Source organism: Methylomonas aurea (assembly GCF_024505045.1).
Lineage (GTDB): Bacteria > Pseudomonadota > Gammaproteobacteria > Methylococcales > Methylomonadaceae > Methylomonas > Methylomonas aurea.
In genome coordinates, this window is the sequence record NZ_JANIBM010000042.1 from 1 (window position 1) to 14,669 (window position 14,669).

Genomic DNA, 14,669 nt, shown 5'->3' on the forward strand with positions numbered 1-14,669 from the left:
CTTGCCATATTGCCCTTGCCAGCATAGAATCATTCTTAAGTTTTAAGGTTCCCGCTCTTCGCGGGTGAAACTGGAAGTCGGTTAAATGCCGACGCTGCCCCCGCAACGGTAGGTGATTCGTCACGAGCCCGGAGACAGGCCTAAAACTGTAGTCAACAGTATTGCGGAGGGCGATCTGTCAAATCGGTTTTTTATGGTTTGTCATCCCGTGCTGTTATTCCGTTTATCAGATCCGGGAACGTTAACCATGAAAACACTCGCTGCATCCACCGCTATATCAACTTCAAAATTCCTGCCCGGCTTCAGTGCCATCGTATTGGGTCTAACCGTCGTTTTAGGTTTGGGCTTTTTGCAGGATGCTAACAATTACCTACATAATGCCGCCCACGACGGCCGCCACAGCGCTGCCTTTCCTTGCCATTAACATGGCGGATTTTCGTAAGCTGGTCGCGGTTTCCTTACTGGCGGGGCTATTGGGCGGCATGTTACTCAGCCTGCTGCAACACTATCAAACCCTGCCGTTGATTTTGGCTGCCGAACAGTTCGAAACGCCATCGACTGAACATGTGCATGACTGGCAGCCAATGGATGGCTGGCAACGTAATGGTTTTACCCTGCTATTCAATGGCCTGACCGGCTTTGGTTTTGCCTTGTTAATCAGTGCTTCGATGTACTGGCGGGATCAACACGGTTATCTGTATGGACTGGGCTGGGGTTTAGCCGGTTATTGGGTGTTTTTTGTCGCGCCATCGTTGGGTTTGCCGCCGGAATTGCCCGGCACCGACAGTGCCGAATTGCATGGTCGCCAAGCGTGGTGGCTATTTGCGGCAGTGGCCACGGCCATGGGTTTGTTTGGCCTGTTTTTGACCAAACAACGTTGGCTGCAAATCGGCGGCGCCGGCTTGTTGGCTTTGCCGCATCTGATCGGCGCGCCGCATCCGGAAGTTGTCCACGCCTTGGCGCCCGAAGCATTACAACAGCATTTTGTCGTATGGACCTCTATCAATAACGCCATTTTCTGGCTGACCTTGGGCGTCCTATCGGGTTGCTTGCTGCGTAAAGTGACCTTTTGATGATGACTACCGGCTCGGTGCAGGCTACTTTTATCTGCACCTTTATTTTCCGTTCAATCCACAGGTCACTGCCGGATTTTTTATATGCGTAAACAAGGCAAAGTCTGGTTTGTCGGCGCTGGCCCCGGCGATCCTGATTTAATCACCGTCAAAGGCCGCGATTTAATCGCCAAGGCTGACGCCATTTTGTTCGCGGGTTCGCTGGTACAGGCCGCCGCAACACAATGGGCTCCGAGCGGCTGCGTAATCAAAGATTCCAAAGACATGACCTTGGAGCAGATTACCGGCTGGCTGATCGAACAAGCCGAGCCGGAAAAAATCGTGATTCGCCTGCAAACCGGTGACCCCGGCTTATATGGTGCGTTAATCGAAATGGTACAACCTCTGGATGCGGCCAATATCGCCGTTGAAGTCGTGCCGGGCGTCTCGTCGGCGTTTGCCGCGATGGCTTGTGCCGTCGAAAGCCTGACCTTGCCGGAAGTCACGCAAACCGTGATTTTGACTCGCGTCGAAGGCCGCACGCCGATGCCGGACGGTGAATCCTTGCAAGAACTGGCCAGCCATCACAGCACGCTGTGTCTGTTTTTATCGATTACCTTGTTGCCCACGATCGAGCGCGAATTGAAAGCCGCCGGCTGGGCGGATGACGCCCCGGTATTGGTAGTTCACAAAGCCAGCTGGCCGGACGAACAACAGATTATCCGCGGCACGCTGGCCGATATTCGCGAACGCTGCCGGGCCGCCAAAATCAACAGCCAGGCCATGATTGTCATCAGCCCCACCTTGGGTGCGCGTCATTGGCCAGAGTTAAAAAAATCCAAACTTTATGATGCCGGCTTTACCCATCGTTTTCGCCGTGCCGAGCGGCCTCAGCCCAAGGAATAAGCATGACAACCACTATTCTCTTAGTCGGCCACGGTTCGCGCAATCAGGCCGGTAACGATGAAATACGCGAATTTCAGCAGCAATGGCAGGCTCAACACCCCGACTGGCGCATCGAGTTGTGCTATATCGAATTGGCCGACGTACTGTTGCCCGAAGGTCTTCAGCGCGCCGCGCAAGGATCTAGCCGCGTGATTGTGGTGCCGCTGATCATCAGTGCCGCCGGGCATGTGAAGATGGAGATTCCCGAGCATATCGAGGAAGCGCGCGAAAATTTTCCGGCGGTCGAATTCATCTACGCGCCGCATCTGGGCAGCAACGAAACCTTGCTGGCCATCCTGCAAAAACAACTGAAAAGCGCACTAAAAACCCTGGCGATGCCCGACCCGAAAACCACCGGCGTGATTATTTTGGGCCGCGGCTCATCCGACAAAGTTGCCAACGGCGAATTAGCCAAACTGGCACGCTGGCTGTTTGAAGCCACCGAGCATGAACTGGTCGATATCGCCTTCACCGGCATTACCCATCCGCGTCTGGAAACCGCCGTGCAGCGTCAGGTGCGCCTCGGCATGACGCAGATTGCGATTTTGCCTTATTACCTGTTCACCGGCTTGCTCATTGAGCGTATCGGCAAGCAAGTCGAGCGCTTGCAAAGCCAATATCCGAGAATTGCGTTCGGTTCAGGTACTTATTTTGGTTTCGATCCGGCGATTTTTAAATTGCTGGATCAACGGGTGATCGAAGCCATTGACCCGGTCGTGCCGAAAATGCTGGAATGCGACGGTTGCCAATACCGCGAGCAAGCCGAACATCATCAACATCATCACTGAGTCGCCATGAATCCAAATAGTCAGACCGAACAACTCACCCAGGCCGGGCAACAGATCGAGCATGATTCTTTTGCCATCGTCGACCGCGAAGTGGGCGAGCACCATTATTCCGATGACCAATGGCAAGTGGTGCGACGCATGATTCATGCGACCGCCGATTTTGAATTCAACGGCCTGACCGAGTTTTCCGCGCGGGCGGTTGAAGGCGGTATTCAAGCGATTTTAAACGGTGCGCCAATCATCGCCGATGTGGAAATGATTTGTGTCGGCCTGTCGCAGCCGCGTCTGGCACACTTTGGCATTAGCGCCCGCCAGTTTATCGCCGATGCGGATGTCATAGCCGCGGCCAAACAAGTCAATAGCACCCGCGCGGTGCAAGCCATGCGAAAAGCGCAGCGCCTGGGTTTAATCGATGGCGGCATCGTCGCCGTCGGCAACGCCCCCACCGCATTGCTGGAAGTGTTGCGCATGATCAAGGAAGACGGCATCAAACCGGCGCTGATCGTCGGCATGCCGGTCGGCTTTGTCTCGGCAGCCGAATCCAAGGATTTACTCGCCGAATTACACGATGTGCCCTGGATCATCACCCGTGGCCGCAAAGGCGGCTCGACGCTGGTGGTGGCCGCCATACATGCCTTGCTGAGCCTGGCGGAAACCCGGCAGATGCATGGTTAGAAATATCGTAGGGTACGCGGTGCGTACCCCACAAGGCTGATCGCATGGCAATGCCTGAACGCAAACCCAAGGGCACCCGCAAGGGTTACACCACCGGCGCCTGTTCGGCTGCGGCGGCGCGTGCGGCCGTGCTGGGTTTGCTGGCTGGTCGCGTGCCGGACACCATCGACTGCGTGCTACCCAATGGTCAAGACGTGCTGTTCAAAGTCGAAGAAAGCTTCGTACTGAACGGCCGAGCGCATGCCGTCATTGAAAAAGACGCCGGCGACGATCCGGATTGCACCAATCACGCTCGGCTGACAGCGGATGTGAGCTGGATAGAACAACCGGACACTATCGTATTGCGAGGCGGCGAAGGCATTGGTCAAATCACTCGCCCCGGTTTGGGGCTTGCCGTTGGCGGCCCGGCCATCAATCCGGTTCCGCGCAAAAATATTGAACACAATATCCGTCTAATCGCCGCCGAAGCCCTAAAAACCCGAGGCTTACAGGTGACTCTCTCCGTGCCGGGTGGCGAAGAGATGGCGAAAAAAACCCTGAACTATCGTTTGGGCATCATCGGCGGCATTTCGATTTTAGGCACGACCGGGATCGTCCATCCATATTCCACGGCGGCATTTCGGGCTAGCGTGGTGCAAGGCGTGGAAGTGGCGGCCAATCAGGGGCAGGCTAGCGTGGTACTGACCACCGGCGGCCGCACCGAGAAATTCGTGATGCGCGAATTGCCCGAGCTGGATGAAAGCTGTTTCGTGCAAATGGGTGACTTTCTGACCCCGGCGCTGGACGCCGCCGACCGTTGCGGCATTCAAAACATCATCATCGGCGGCATGGTCGGCAAGCTGACCAAAATGGCCCAAGGCGAAACCATTACGCATGCCGGCCGCGCACCGGTTGACGTGGAACTGGTCGCCGATATTGCCCGCAGCATCGGCGCACCGGCTGAAGTGTGCGATGCCATCGCCGCGCAGGAAACCGCCCGTTACGCATCGGAATGCATGGCGGAACTGGGGCTTGAACACGCATTTCATGTCGAACTGGCCAAGCGGGTCATTGCGACGCTGGAAAGCCGTTATCCCGGACGGTTTCACATCAGCGTTCTGGTGTGTGATTTTGACGGCAACAAACTGGCGGAAGCCGGAAGGATTTGATCATGGAAGCCATGTGCAGTTTTATCGGCGTACTCGATAACGGTGCCGCCAGCCTGAGCCAGGAGGCCATGCAAGCATTACGCGAAGCCAAACATGTCATTGCCGGTAGTCGTTTGCTGGCAACCCTGGCCGAAGACATTACGCAGGCCTCACACTACGACTTAACCGGGCAACTCAAACAGGTGCCGGACTGGATCAATGCCGCGTTGGCACAAAATGAAGCAGTGGCAGTACTGGCGACCGGCGACCCATTGTGTCACGGCATCGCCGGTTTTCTGGCCGGCAAACTGGACCCGGATCGTGTGCGCATCCTGCCCAACCCGAGCACGATACAATTAGCCTTTGCCGAATTGAAATTGTCCTGGCAAAACGCCACCATCGTTTCAGTGCACAGTCAGGATGCCGGCGAATGGATGCGAGGCGCCAAGCCCGATCACGGCTTGTACGAATTGGCCCAGCGCTGCCGTCAACACGCTTTATTGGCGGTTTTGACCAGCCCGGACAACACGCCGGCGCGCATTGCCCGCTTATTGCAAATCGAGGGCTTGGCCGATGCGTTCGAGATGGCGATTGCCGAAGCGCTGAAACAACCCGAACAGCTCGTCAGCGGTTGGCTGAGCATAGCCGAGGTGGCCCAAAACAGCTATCGCGATCCCAATGTAGTGATTCTGAAACGCAAAACGGCTGTGTCGGCACCGGTACTGTTTGGGGTCGGCGATGACCAGTTTCAGCAGCGCAAACCGGAAAAAGGCCTGATCACCAAACGTGAAGTGCGCGCGGTATCGCTGGCCCGCATGCAATTGACGCGTCGCAGCATTGTCTGGGACATCGGCGCCGGCTCAGGCTCAGTGGGTCTGGAGGCCGCGCGGCTATGTCCGGACGGACATGTATTTGCCATCGAAAAAAACGCCGATGATATTGTTAATGTCGAACAGAATCAGGCTGCCTGGGGCATCAGTAATTACAGCTTCGTGCAGGGCAAGGCTCCACAATATTTGGATACATGGCCCGATCCTGACGCGGTATTTATAGGCGGTTCCGGCGGTGAATTGACGGAATTGATCGCCTTGTGTTTACGGCGTTTACGCCCGGCAGGTTGGCTGGTGATGAACTTCGTCACACTGGAAAACCTGTCTACCGCCGTCGATACCCTGAAACAACTCGGCGCAGACTGGGACGTTTGTCAGATTCAAGCCTCGCGTAGTAGTCCGATTTTGAACATGAATCGTTTACAAGCCGAAAACCCGGTGTGGATCGTATCGGCTACCCACCCTTTACAACCCATGTTAAGCAGTCACGATGAATACTAAACTCGGCACACTCTACGGCGTCTCACTCGGCCCCGGCGACCCTGGCCTGATTACCCGCCGCGCCTGGGAATTACTCTCCGGCGCCGGTCATTGGACCTATCCGGTGCGCAAGAAAAATAGCGATAGTTATGCCTTGGACATTGCCTTGCGCGCCGGTCTTGAATGTCCCCAAGCCCATACTGCGCTGCATTTTCCGATGACTCACGATGCGGATATTCTGGCTCGCTATTGGTTGGAAGCCGCAGAAACCGTGCTTGCACTATTGCAACGCGGCGACGATGTGTTGTTTTTGGTGGAAGGCGACGCGTCAACTTATTCCACCTTCGGCCACTTACAACGTAGCGTTCGCGCTTTGCAACCCGATGTCAGTATGGAGGTCGTGCCCGGCGTATCGTCGTTTCATGCGGCGGCCGCGTGCGCGGGCGAAGCCTTGGCCGATGTCGACGATACTATCGCCATTGTGCCGGCCGGTTACGGCATCGCGCAGATAGAACGCATGTTGAACGACTTCGATACCTTGGTATTACTCAAGGTCAAACCATTGTTGGATGACATTATCGATCTGTTGCGCCGCCGTAATTTACTGACCTGTGGCTGGTTCGTGGAAAAAGCCGGGGCGCCCGAAGAACGCATGGTGCATGACATCGCCAGCCTGCACGGGCAAAAAGTCAATTACCTGTCTTTACTGATTATTAAAAACCCAGGCCGCCAGCGTAGCGAAATGCAGCGCGGTTGCCGCAAGAAAAAGGACACTAGCGATGAATGATGTGCGTGTCGCCCTAGTGGCGATTACCAAACACGGCGCCGGGATTGCCACTCGCCTGGCACCACAACTGCCCGACGCGGAGGTGGTGGTGTCGGAAAAGCAAGCCGAACATTTGGGCGATTTTGCCAACCGCCGCCGGGTGTATCAGGGGGCATTGAGCGCGCAAATCGGCGAGCTGTTCGCCTCCTACGATCAAATTATCTTCCTGGTGTCGCTGGGTGCGGTGGTACGGCTGATTGCGCCGCATCTTAAGTCCAAGGATGAGGACCCTGGTGTGCTGGTGATCGACGATGCCGCCGAATTCGTGATTCCGGTGCTGTCGGGCCATGTCGGCGGCGCCAACGCCTATGCGGAAAAAGTCGCCGCGCTGCTAAATGCCACGCCAGTGCTGACCACGGCGTCGGATGTCGGCAAAACCATTCCGGTGGACATTTTGGGCCGCGAATTGGGCTGGCAAGTGGAAGCCCCTAAGATCAACATCACCCGCGTGTCGGCGGATGTGGTCAATCAACTGCCGATTGCCTTCGTGCAAGAAGCCGGTAGTTCGAATTGGTGGACGCGGCCAACGCCGTTACCGGCCAATATTCATCTGTTCCAGCGCTTCGAGGACGTCAACACCGAACAATACCGGTCGATTCTATGGGTCACACACCGGGCAATCGATCCGGCTGTTTGGCAGCAACTCGATGAGCGACTGGTGGTGTACCGGCCGCCGCTAGATCAAACCTAAACACCAACTTATGAAAGTCATGATTGGCATGGGTTGTGACCGTAATGTCAGCTTGGAGACTTTGCGGCAAGCCTTGGCTCAGGCCTTATGGCAATGTGGACTGGACGTGTCTGCGATAGCCGGTTTGGCCAGCATCGACAAAAAAAATGATGAAGCAGCCTTGTTACAACTGGCCCAAATATTCGATTGGCCGTTGTATTTTTACCCGGCTGAAGCACTGGCCAGCATCCCGGTACCGAATCCATCCGAGGTCGTCATGAAATACATGGGTACCCCGGCGGTGGCGGAAGCGGCCGCTTTGAAAGCCGCCAATGCCGAGTTGTCGGATTTACTGGTCGAGAAACATAAATATTGCGGTGCGGACGGCAAGAATGCCACCGTTTCGATAGCGAGAATCAAATGACAAAAGCAGGCAAAATTTTATTGGTCGGTATCGGCCCCGGCAATCACGAGCACATGACAGCCCGTGCCCGTCAGGCCATCGCCGAAGCCGACGTAGTGATCGGTTACAGCACCTATATCAAATTGGTGCAAGACTTGCTCGATGGCAAGGAAGTCATCAAAAAAGGCATGACCGAAGAACTGGATCGTAGTATCGAAGCCTACGAACATGCCAAGCAGGGCAAGATCGTCGCCATGGTGTCGTCCGGCGATATCGGTGTTTACGGCATGGCCGGCCCAACCTACGAATTGCTGTTGGAAAGTGGCTGGACGCCGGACGATCCGATTCAAGTGGAAGTGGTGCCCGGTAGTACCGCTTTGTCGAGTTGCGCATCCTTGGTCGGGGCGCCGTTGACGCATGATTTTTGTTCGATCTCGCTGTCCGATTTACTAACGCCTTGGCCGGTGATCGCCCGCCGCCTGGAAAGCGCGGCGCGCGGGGATTTCGTGGTGGCTTTGTATAACCCGAAAAGCGGTCGCCGCACGCAACATATCGTCGAAGCGCAAACGATATTGCTGCGTCATCGTAGTCCGGATACGCCGGTTGCCATCGTCAAATCCGGTTATCGAGCTCGGCAACACATCCAGATCGTCCGTTTGGCGGAGATGTCTGATTGCGACATCGGCATGTTGACCACGGTCTTGGTCGGCAACAGCAGCACCTTCGTCCGCGCAGGGTTGATGGTGACACCGCGCGGCTACGCCAACAAATACGATGCGATGACGGGTGAAGCTCGGGAAGGTGAACAGGCGGGTCGTTCGTTGAGCATGGGTTTGGAGGGTTGGAAAGCTTGTGTGCGGCAATATTTGCGCGATACGTCTAAAGTGACGTTACAACAGGCGGCGGAATACTTCGCGCAACCCTTGGCGGAAATTCTCGATGCTGTCAGACTAGCCACGCCTGACGATCATGCCGGCATTTTCTGCGCGCAACGTGCAGCCCCGGACAGTCATGAACGTTTACTGGCCACATTCCAGAGTTGGGGCAAATTACGTGCCGTGGTACGCAGCGAAGGCGGCGCGGTGGCGGAGTTATTGATCAACGGCACTGATTTGCAGGAAAAAAACGGCTGGCTGAGCATCGTCAACGACGCTTTTCATTTACACATCGACTGGCGCAAAGCCCGGCAAATCTGGTTTGTCGGCCGAGATGAGCAAGCGCATGGTATTCAGGTGCTCGATCAGCAAGGCGACGCCTTATTCAACTTATGGTTAGTTGCTGACGAAACAGGCTTCGACAGCGCAGCCCTACAGCATTACCGCGAAGACCAAGCGCAATTTAGCGCCCCAACCGCTCTGGAACCTATTGACCATGACCGATAACAACACTCCCATGCCTGAAAAACCCAAAATGGGCGACTACAAACGCCACTTGCTGGTGTGTACCGGCCCACGCTGCACCGAAAATGGCGAAGCACAAGCCTTGTTCGAAACCTTGGGCGAGAAGTTCAAAGCGGCCGGTATCGACAAAGGTGAATTGCGGGTCAAGCGTACCCGCACGCACTGTTTCGCCACTTGCAAATCCGGACCCATTATGTGCGTACAGCCCGATGGCGTCTGGTATTACAACGTCAACGAGGCCAATTTGCAGCGCATCATCGACGAGCATCTGGTGGGCGGTCGACCTGTCGAAGAGCTGATTTATCATCAAAGTGTTTGCTCGGTTCCATAGCCGTAAAACAAAACCGTTATGGAATATTTTCCCCTTTTCTTAAAAGTTAAAGACCAATTTTGGCATGACAAAATTTTCGGCGGTTCCGGCTTACAACCCCGACCGGCGATGCCACAAACTCCGCGGCCCCGATAGAATCGATGGCGTTGGGTCGCGGTAGCGGGACTCCGTTAAAATGCACGGGAATCGGAAAACCGGCCGCTAATTCCGCCAAGGTGTTTTCGAGCGGACCATGGACGATATCGACCAGTCGGATTTCGGTCAGACCATTCCAATCGGTCACCGGCAAGACCTCTACCGGTTGGAACCCCAGGATGTGATCGGTATCGACCGAAAAACACCCGCCTTTACTGGATAATCCCAGGTGCCGGCAGGCGAAGATCGCGGAAAGAAAACCGACGCCAAAGGCGTGTTCCTTCGCAATCAGTTCCACGTCCCAGCCGGACTCGGCGACGGTGAGCAGGGTTTCGAGCGTGTCGATTCCGCAGCCGTCGTCCGTCACAGTCAAGGTATTGGTATCGGCGCAGTAGTCGAACGCGACATAGCTGGCGCCGGCGCGGCGGGCATTCTGCATCAGTTCACCCAAATACGTCGTCCGATTGGTAAAACTCCACTTCAGACTGTGGACTAAATTTTCAGGGTTTACTTTCAGTTGTAGGGGTGCGTTCATGGTGTTTTTCCTCAATTAAATTGGAACGTCGAGGAAATCGAGACGCACCCCTGGAGGGGAATGTCCGTTTCCCCGAGTCATTGGGTTTTAAAGCGCGTCACCGGGTTATCCCAAGTGATGCGCGTGTGGTGTTAAGCTGCCAGAGCTTCACCGCCAAACGAATGGCTAGCATGGCCAGCAGAGCAGGACGGTTCGGTTGCAAGATTAATCCGCGTAGTTTTCCGAAACGTATCCGTCACAATTCGAATACTGTCCAGGCCGGACAGCTTGAATTGCGAAACGATCGGTCCGCCGCAGACGAGGGACAGGCCGTTTTCCTGTTCGTCGTCCAAAGTAATCTCGCCCCAATCGCCGTTGGCATGTCGGTCCAACAACGTCGCCATGTCGACGCCGTAGGCGGTTAACACAGCGCGAGCGGCGATTGAGGTGTGTGTCCTCCCGGTCGAGAGTAATACGGGTGCAGTCATAGTGATTTCTCCAAAAATGACGGGCAACACCGCCTCCCGTACGGGAAAGACAGTGCTCCCCGCGCGGGTGGGTTCAAAATTGCATCGGCTTAATATTCGTCCGGCAACAATATGGTTGTCGCCGAATGATCGGCTTCGGTAATGACCCAGACGGTGTCCTGTCCGGAAATTTGGTAAACCGACATCAACCGTCCGCCTTCTGCCAATGCGGCTTCGTTTAATGCACGATCCTCGTCGCATAGATCACCCCAATCGCCGCAGGCGTGACGTGAGAGCAAGTGGCCTGGGTCGAGCAGCGTCTTTTGCAGCAGGGCTACCGCACCGGGCGTTGCCACGGTGATACCGAGCGGGAAGGGCCGCTTTTGCGGTTGGTTCCGGATCAGACGGACGGCGTAGCTTTCAGCTACCCTTGCGTCGATTTCCTCCGAAAACCTGACCGTCCAATGCCGAATATCTTCAACATCGGCCGTGTCAGGCACAGTCACGCGGAGGGGCTCCAGGATGTTACGACCTTGACTTTCATACTCGGCCGTCAATACCCATTCGCATCCCCAAAGGGTTAAATAGACATAAGCTTTCTTCGGTCCGACCGCGGTGGCGTAGCACTTGGTGGCAATGGCCACACTGTCAAGTGCGATCCAGTCGCGGTTTCTCAACGATTGCTGTACGGTGCGTTTAATGGCATCGCCAGGGATTTGTCGGTGGTCTGTCATGGTTTTCTCCTCAGAAAATGTCCCGACAAGCCGCACCCAAACGGGTAGGGTACCCGTCGGGGTTAAATACAATGTCAATCGCGCGCGGTTACTGCAGTGCGTGCCAATACCGCGTCGCTTCAGCTTCAGACAAAAAAGCGGCCTTCTGCCGGTCGTTCACCCAAACTTGCCAGGGTAAATCGTCGTTTTCGCACTCGATTAGCCCGTGCTTGTCGACGGGCAAGGCAAAGCGTTGGCCTTGAATGAAGGCAGCAAACGCATTTGCCCGCCGTTTGTTTGCAAAGCCGGCATGGACTTGGCCGTCGATCGTGACCGACCACGGATAATCGACGTGGACCCCTTTTTGGATGGCAACGTCGCCGACCCGAAAGGACGGGTGCTGGTAAAGGGTACGAAACGGACTGTCAATCCGCACGATGCAGTGGTCCAAAATAGCCGGACCGCCGCTTTCACCCGATTCGATCAGCAACGGCACCTTGATGTTGCCGCACGAGCGACCGATGGTGCCGATGACGTCGTTCTCGTCGAACCAGGACTGTCCCGTTGCCGGGTCGCCATAGTACAAACGGATTTTCCGTTGCGTACCCTGTACTTCCTCAAGCAGAGCAATGACTTCTTGAGGCGTGTCCTCGTGATAACAGGTGCCGGACGGCAGACGCTGATAGCGAACTGTATTTCCGTGACTGGTCTGTTCAATAATGAGGTTTTGCATGATGTTCTCCAGTTGAAGCGGGAACACCACGCCCAGTCGGGAACAGGTATTCCCGCAGGGTAAGGTACTGGTGAGACCAGTAGTTAACTTAAGATAGGGTCGGTCTTTGGCTTAATCGAGGAGTAAGCTTGACGCCAATACCTTTTCACAACAAGCCATGCTCAGCGAATGAATGCACGGTTTCGCCGACGATGAAGTGATCAAGTACACGAACGTCAATCAAGGCCAAGGCTTCTTGAAGTTTTGCTGTAATCGCGCGATCGGCCCGACTAGGTTCGCTAATCCCCGACGGGTGGTTATGCGCCATAATCAGAGCTGCCGCATTATGGTGCAGCGCAGCTTTGACCACTTCGCGCGGATACACGCTAGCGCCATCAATCGTCCCCCGGAACAATTCATCGCAGGCGATAACGCGATGTTGATTGTCCAAGAACAAACACAGAAATACTTCGTGCTCGTATGGCGCCAACTTCAATTTGATACAGTCCTTCGCGTCGTCAGGACTGGTCAAGGCTTCACCTCGACTGAACGTGCGGTTGTAGATCTTAATGGCCTCTGATATGACATCCTGTTCATCAGCCATACGATAACTATTATTGGTTTCTTGAATGAATAACATGGGCTTTCTCCCGGAATCTTAAAATGTGGAGAAAGCTGCCCCCTTCCGGGGTAGACTTTCTCCGGAAGGGTTGTCAAAAATATTCAAAGCCTCGTCAGCGATGTCTACCGACGTTGACCGTCGGCAGAACATATTTTGCTAAAGAGGCTCAATTACGACGCCAAAGGCAGATCTTGATTGGACTCCAAGGCATCAATCCATTCCAGCAAATTGCGGTTGACGGGTTCATTCGCCAACATCGCATCCGGATCGATCCCTCGGCTGGCCAGTACCGCGCTCATTGCCTGGGCTAAAAGGGCGTTGCCTTTTTCCCGTTCCGACTCGCCGCCGTGCTTGATGGCCCAAAAGGGATCGAAGCGTAAGTGTCTGGTACCGCTTGGACACTGTTTATTTACCTCGGCATGAAATGCCCGATCGAGCGATTCAGCCTGTTCGAACTGCTGCCAGAAACCTGGACCGGCTTGAGTATCCACCGGCGGTAACCAGCGTCGCCGACAGCCAACCCAACGGTTCATGCGGTCGATCAAGGTCTTGCTTTTCGGAAAAAAGTGGATGGTCCCGGCGCCCGGATAGTAACGAACGTCAAAGTAACTACTGCTTATCCGTTCACCGTCCTTAAGCGCACTGAAATGCTGCCTAAACACCGATACCAAACTTACTTCCGCTTCGGTCTTGCCGTCGAGCAAGGCAAAGACCTTGTCGAAATCGGCTAGAAGTTGCTCCGAATTCCAGTCAAGACCTGTGTGGTAGGACTCGACTTTATGCCCTGGCAGTACGAAGCGTGTGGTCTTGATCCGCATCCCCAGCGTGCGGTGTTTATCATTGGATTTCCACCCCATGTAATACACTGCATTGTCGCTGTGGTAGCGCGTGATCAGATCGAACACATCGCAGACCATGCTGAGTTGAATTTCACCTTGCTGATCGATGATGCCTTGCAGAAAACCGTAAATATTCGCCACGGTAAATTCCAAAGACTTGATCGATTCGAAATCCGACTCCAACCGCTTTTGCGCCGCCGATGACAATCGTGACTTGACCTGAGTCGAACGCAGAATGCTACTCCACGCGCGATTTTTCAGGTCCTGATAACGTTCGTACAGCGTCTGCTTCACCGCATCCAATGACGAATCGTCTACAGTGTGCACACCGCCACCACTCAGCTCACCCAGGGTTTTACCTAGCATGGCTCGATAGCGGCTGGCACGGGCTTCACTGAATACAGCCTGCCGTGTCGCTTCGAAGGCGGCATCGAACATCAATACCGCGTTATCGATAAAAGCAGTCGGTAAGGCTAACTCCTGGGGCACATGAAATGCGCTGGCCAAGTCGTCCGCTTCACAACGATCCTGACGCAAATTGTCCAAAATATTGCCGAGGATCTCCTGTTCGAAGGTTGAGGTTTTTTTCAACCAGATCAGGGCAATTTCGACGTTGGTTTTGCGTTCGGCATCTTCGCCGGCGAACATGTCCGATAAGAACTCCACCTCGCCATGCTGTTCGATCAAACGCACTAACAGCTGGCGTTCTTTCGAAAATGGATTCCGTACGGTTTCGGCATTGAGGATGGCGACGATTTCAGCGTCGAACAAGATGTCCCAGGCCTTCAGCACGTGCTGAGCGCCCTGTGCAAAAGGCGGATTCATAATGCAGTGCGAGTAACTGCTGCCGTTTTGAAACTGCAGGAAATCCAACCCGACCACCGTGTAGCCTTGCGCACGTAACACCGCATGCTTACGCATATCGATTTCGACGCAATCAATCGGTACCCGCTGGTACTGTTTGAATGGCTTGCCTTTGAGCAAATGGCCTTCGCCGGCCGATGAATCCAGGACCCGCACAAACCGGGTGTTCTTGAACTTTGCCCAAGCCTTGATACTCAGCGCTTCCGTCGAGGCATAGTATTGAAAGGGATCTCTCATGACATTCTCCAAAAAAAGGGGAATGCCACGCCCCGGTCG

18 protein-coding genes and 1 riboswitch are annotated in these 14,669 nt (G+C 55.0%); of the genes, 12 read left to right on the forward strand and 6 right to left on the reverse strand.

The window, feature by feature from the left end; all coding sequences use genetic code 11:
- Positions 1–28: 28 nt before the first annotated feature.
- Positions 29–158, forward strand: a riboswitch (cobalamin riboswitch).
- An 89-nt stretch (positions 159–247) separates the two neighbouring features.
- From NP603_RS19295 to NP603_RS19350, 12 genes are all read left to right on the forward strand, one after another.
- On the forward strand, positions 248–424 hold the full coding sequence (locus NP603_RS19295; RefSeq protein ID WP_196433849.1) for a CbtB domain-containing protein: 177 nt from the start codon (positions 248–250) through the stop codon (positions 422–424).
- A 1-nt stretch (position 425) separates the two neighbouring features.
- Positions 426–1,073 carry a CbtA family protein gene (locus NP603_RS19300; protein WP_256612488.1) on the forward strand — a complete coding sequence of 216 codons (648 nt, stop codon included), beginning with the start codon at positions 426–428 and terminating at the stop codon, positions 1,071–1,073.
- 84 nt (positions 1,074–1,157) lie between these two features.
- Positions 1,158–1,958: a precorrin-4 C(11)-methyltransferase gene (cobM, locus tag NP603_RS19305; protein WP_256612489.1), complete on the forward strand. Its 801-nt coding sequence runs from the start codon at positions 1,158–1,160 to the stop codon at positions 1,956–1,958.
- A 2-nt stretch (positions 1,959–1,960) separates the two neighbouring features.
- A complete protein-coding gene (locus tag NP603_RS19310) occupies positions 1,961–2,785 on the forward strand; it encodes a sirohydrochlorin chelatase (protein ID WP_256612490.1) in 825 nt (274 codons plus the stop codon).
- Positions 2,786–2,791: 6 nt separating this feature from the next.
- Positions 2,792–3,460 carry a precorrin-8X methylmutase gene (locus NP603_RS19315; protein ID WP_256612491.1) on the forward strand — a complete coding sequence of 223 codons (669 nt, stop codon included), beginning with the start codon at positions 2,792–2,794 and terminating at the stop codon, positions 3,458–3,460.
- A gap of 44 nt (positions 3,461–3,504) precedes the next feature.
- The gene (locus NP603_RS19320; RefSeq protein WP_256612492.1) at positions 3,505–4,608 is read left to right on the forward strand and encodes a cobalt-precorrin-5B (C(1))-methyltransferase; all 1,104 of its coding nucleotides are present in this window, start codon (positions 3,505–3,507) and stop codon (positions 4,606–4,608) included.
- A 2-nt stretch (positions 4,609–4,610) separates the two neighbouring features.
- Complete coding sequence (gene cbiE, locus NP603_RS19325; RefSeq protein ID WP_256612493.1) at positions 4,611–5,918, forward strand: precorrin-6y C5,15-methyltransferase (decarboxylating) subunit CbiE; 1,308 nt, start codon at positions 4,611–4,613, stop codon at positions 5,916–5,918.
- Positions 5,908–6,684 carry a precorrin-2 C(20)-methyltransferase gene (cobI, locus tag NP603_RS19330; protein WP_256612494.1) on the forward strand — a complete coding sequence of 259 codons (777 nt, stop codon included), beginning with the start codon at positions 5,908–5,910 and terminating at the stop codon, positions 6,682–6,684. Before cbiE ends, cobI begins: the two co-directional genes overlap by 11 nt.
- Positions 6,677–7,414 carry a cobalamin biosynthesis central domain-containing protein gene (locus NP603_RS19335; RefSeq protein WP_256612495.1) on the forward strand — a complete coding sequence of 246 codons (738 nt, stop codon included), beginning with the start codon at positions 6,677–6,679 and terminating at the stop codon, positions 7,412–7,414. Before cobI ends, NP603_RS19335 begins: the two co-directional genes overlap by 8 nt.
- Before the next feature lie 10 nt (positions 7,415–7,424).
- The gene (locus NP603_RS19340; protein ID WP_196433857.1) at positions 7,425–7,817 is read left to right on the forward strand and encodes a cobalamin biosynthesis protein; all 393 of its coding nucleotides are present in this window, start codon (positions 7,425–7,427) and stop codon (positions 7,815–7,817) included.
- Positions 7,814–9,178, forward strand: a complete 1,365-nt coding sequence (gene cobJ / locus NP603_RS19345; protein WP_256612496.1) for a precorrin-3B C(17)-methyltransferase — start codon at positions 7,814–7,816, stop codon at positions 9,176–9,178. Before NP603_RS19340 ends, cobJ begins: the two co-directional genes overlap by 4 nt.
- Positions 9,179–9,188: 10 nt before the next feature.
- Positions 9,189–9,527: a (2Fe-2S) ferredoxin domain-containing protein gene (locus NP603_RS19350; RefSeq protein WP_256612497.1), complete on the forward strand. Its 339-nt coding sequence runs from the start codon at positions 9,189–9,191 to the stop codon at positions 9,525–9,527.
- A 46-nt stretch (positions 9,528–9,573) separates the two neighbouring features.
- On the opposite strand, the gene NP603_RS19355 is transcribed toward NP603_RS19350, so the two are convergent.
- The 6 genes from NP603_RS19355 to NP603_RS19380 all read right to left on the reverse strand — a co-directional run bounded on the left by NP603_RS19355 (position 9,574) and on the right by NP603_RS19380 (position 14,630).
- Positions 9,574–10,113 (reverse strand): hypothetical protein, encoded by a 540-nt coding sequence (locus tag NP603_RS19355; protein WP_256612498.1) that lies wholly within the window; start codon positions 10,111–10,113, stop codon positions 9,574–9,576.
- A gap of 215 nt (positions 10,114–10,328) precedes the next feature.
- Positions 10,329–10,664: a hypothetical protein gene (locus tag NP603_RS19360; protein WP_256612499.1), complete on the reverse strand. Its 336-nt coding sequence runs from the start codon at positions 10,662–10,664 to the stop codon at positions 10,329–10,331.
- 89 nt (positions 10,665–10,753) lie between these two features.
- Positions 10,754–11,377, reverse strand: a complete 624-nt coding sequence (locus NP603_RS19365) for a hypothetical protein (RefSeq protein WP_256612500.1) — start codon at positions 11,375–11,377, stop codon at positions 10,754–10,756.
- Positions 11,378–11,465: 88 nt separating this feature from the next.
- Positions 11,466–12,089, reverse strand: a complete 624-nt coding sequence (locus tag NP603_RS19370; protein WP_256612501.1) for a hypothetical protein — start codon at positions 12,087–12,089, stop codon at positions 11,466–11,468.
- 145 nt (positions 12,090–12,234) lie between these two features.
- The gene (gene radC / locus NP603_RS19375) at positions 12,235–12,708 is read right to left on the reverse strand and encodes a RadC family protein (protein ID WP_054758418.1); all 474 of its coding nucleotides are present in this window, start codon (positions 12,706–12,708) and stop codon (positions 12,235–12,237) included.
- 152 nt (positions 12,709–12,860) lie between these two features.
- Positions 12,861–14,630, reverse strand: coding sequence for a DUF4942 domain-containing protein (locus NP603_RS19380; RefSeq protein WP_256612502.1), 1,770 nt, complete (start codon positions 14,628–14,630; stop codon positions 12,861–12,863).
- Between the last annotated feature and the right edge of the window lie 39 nt (positions 14,631–14,669).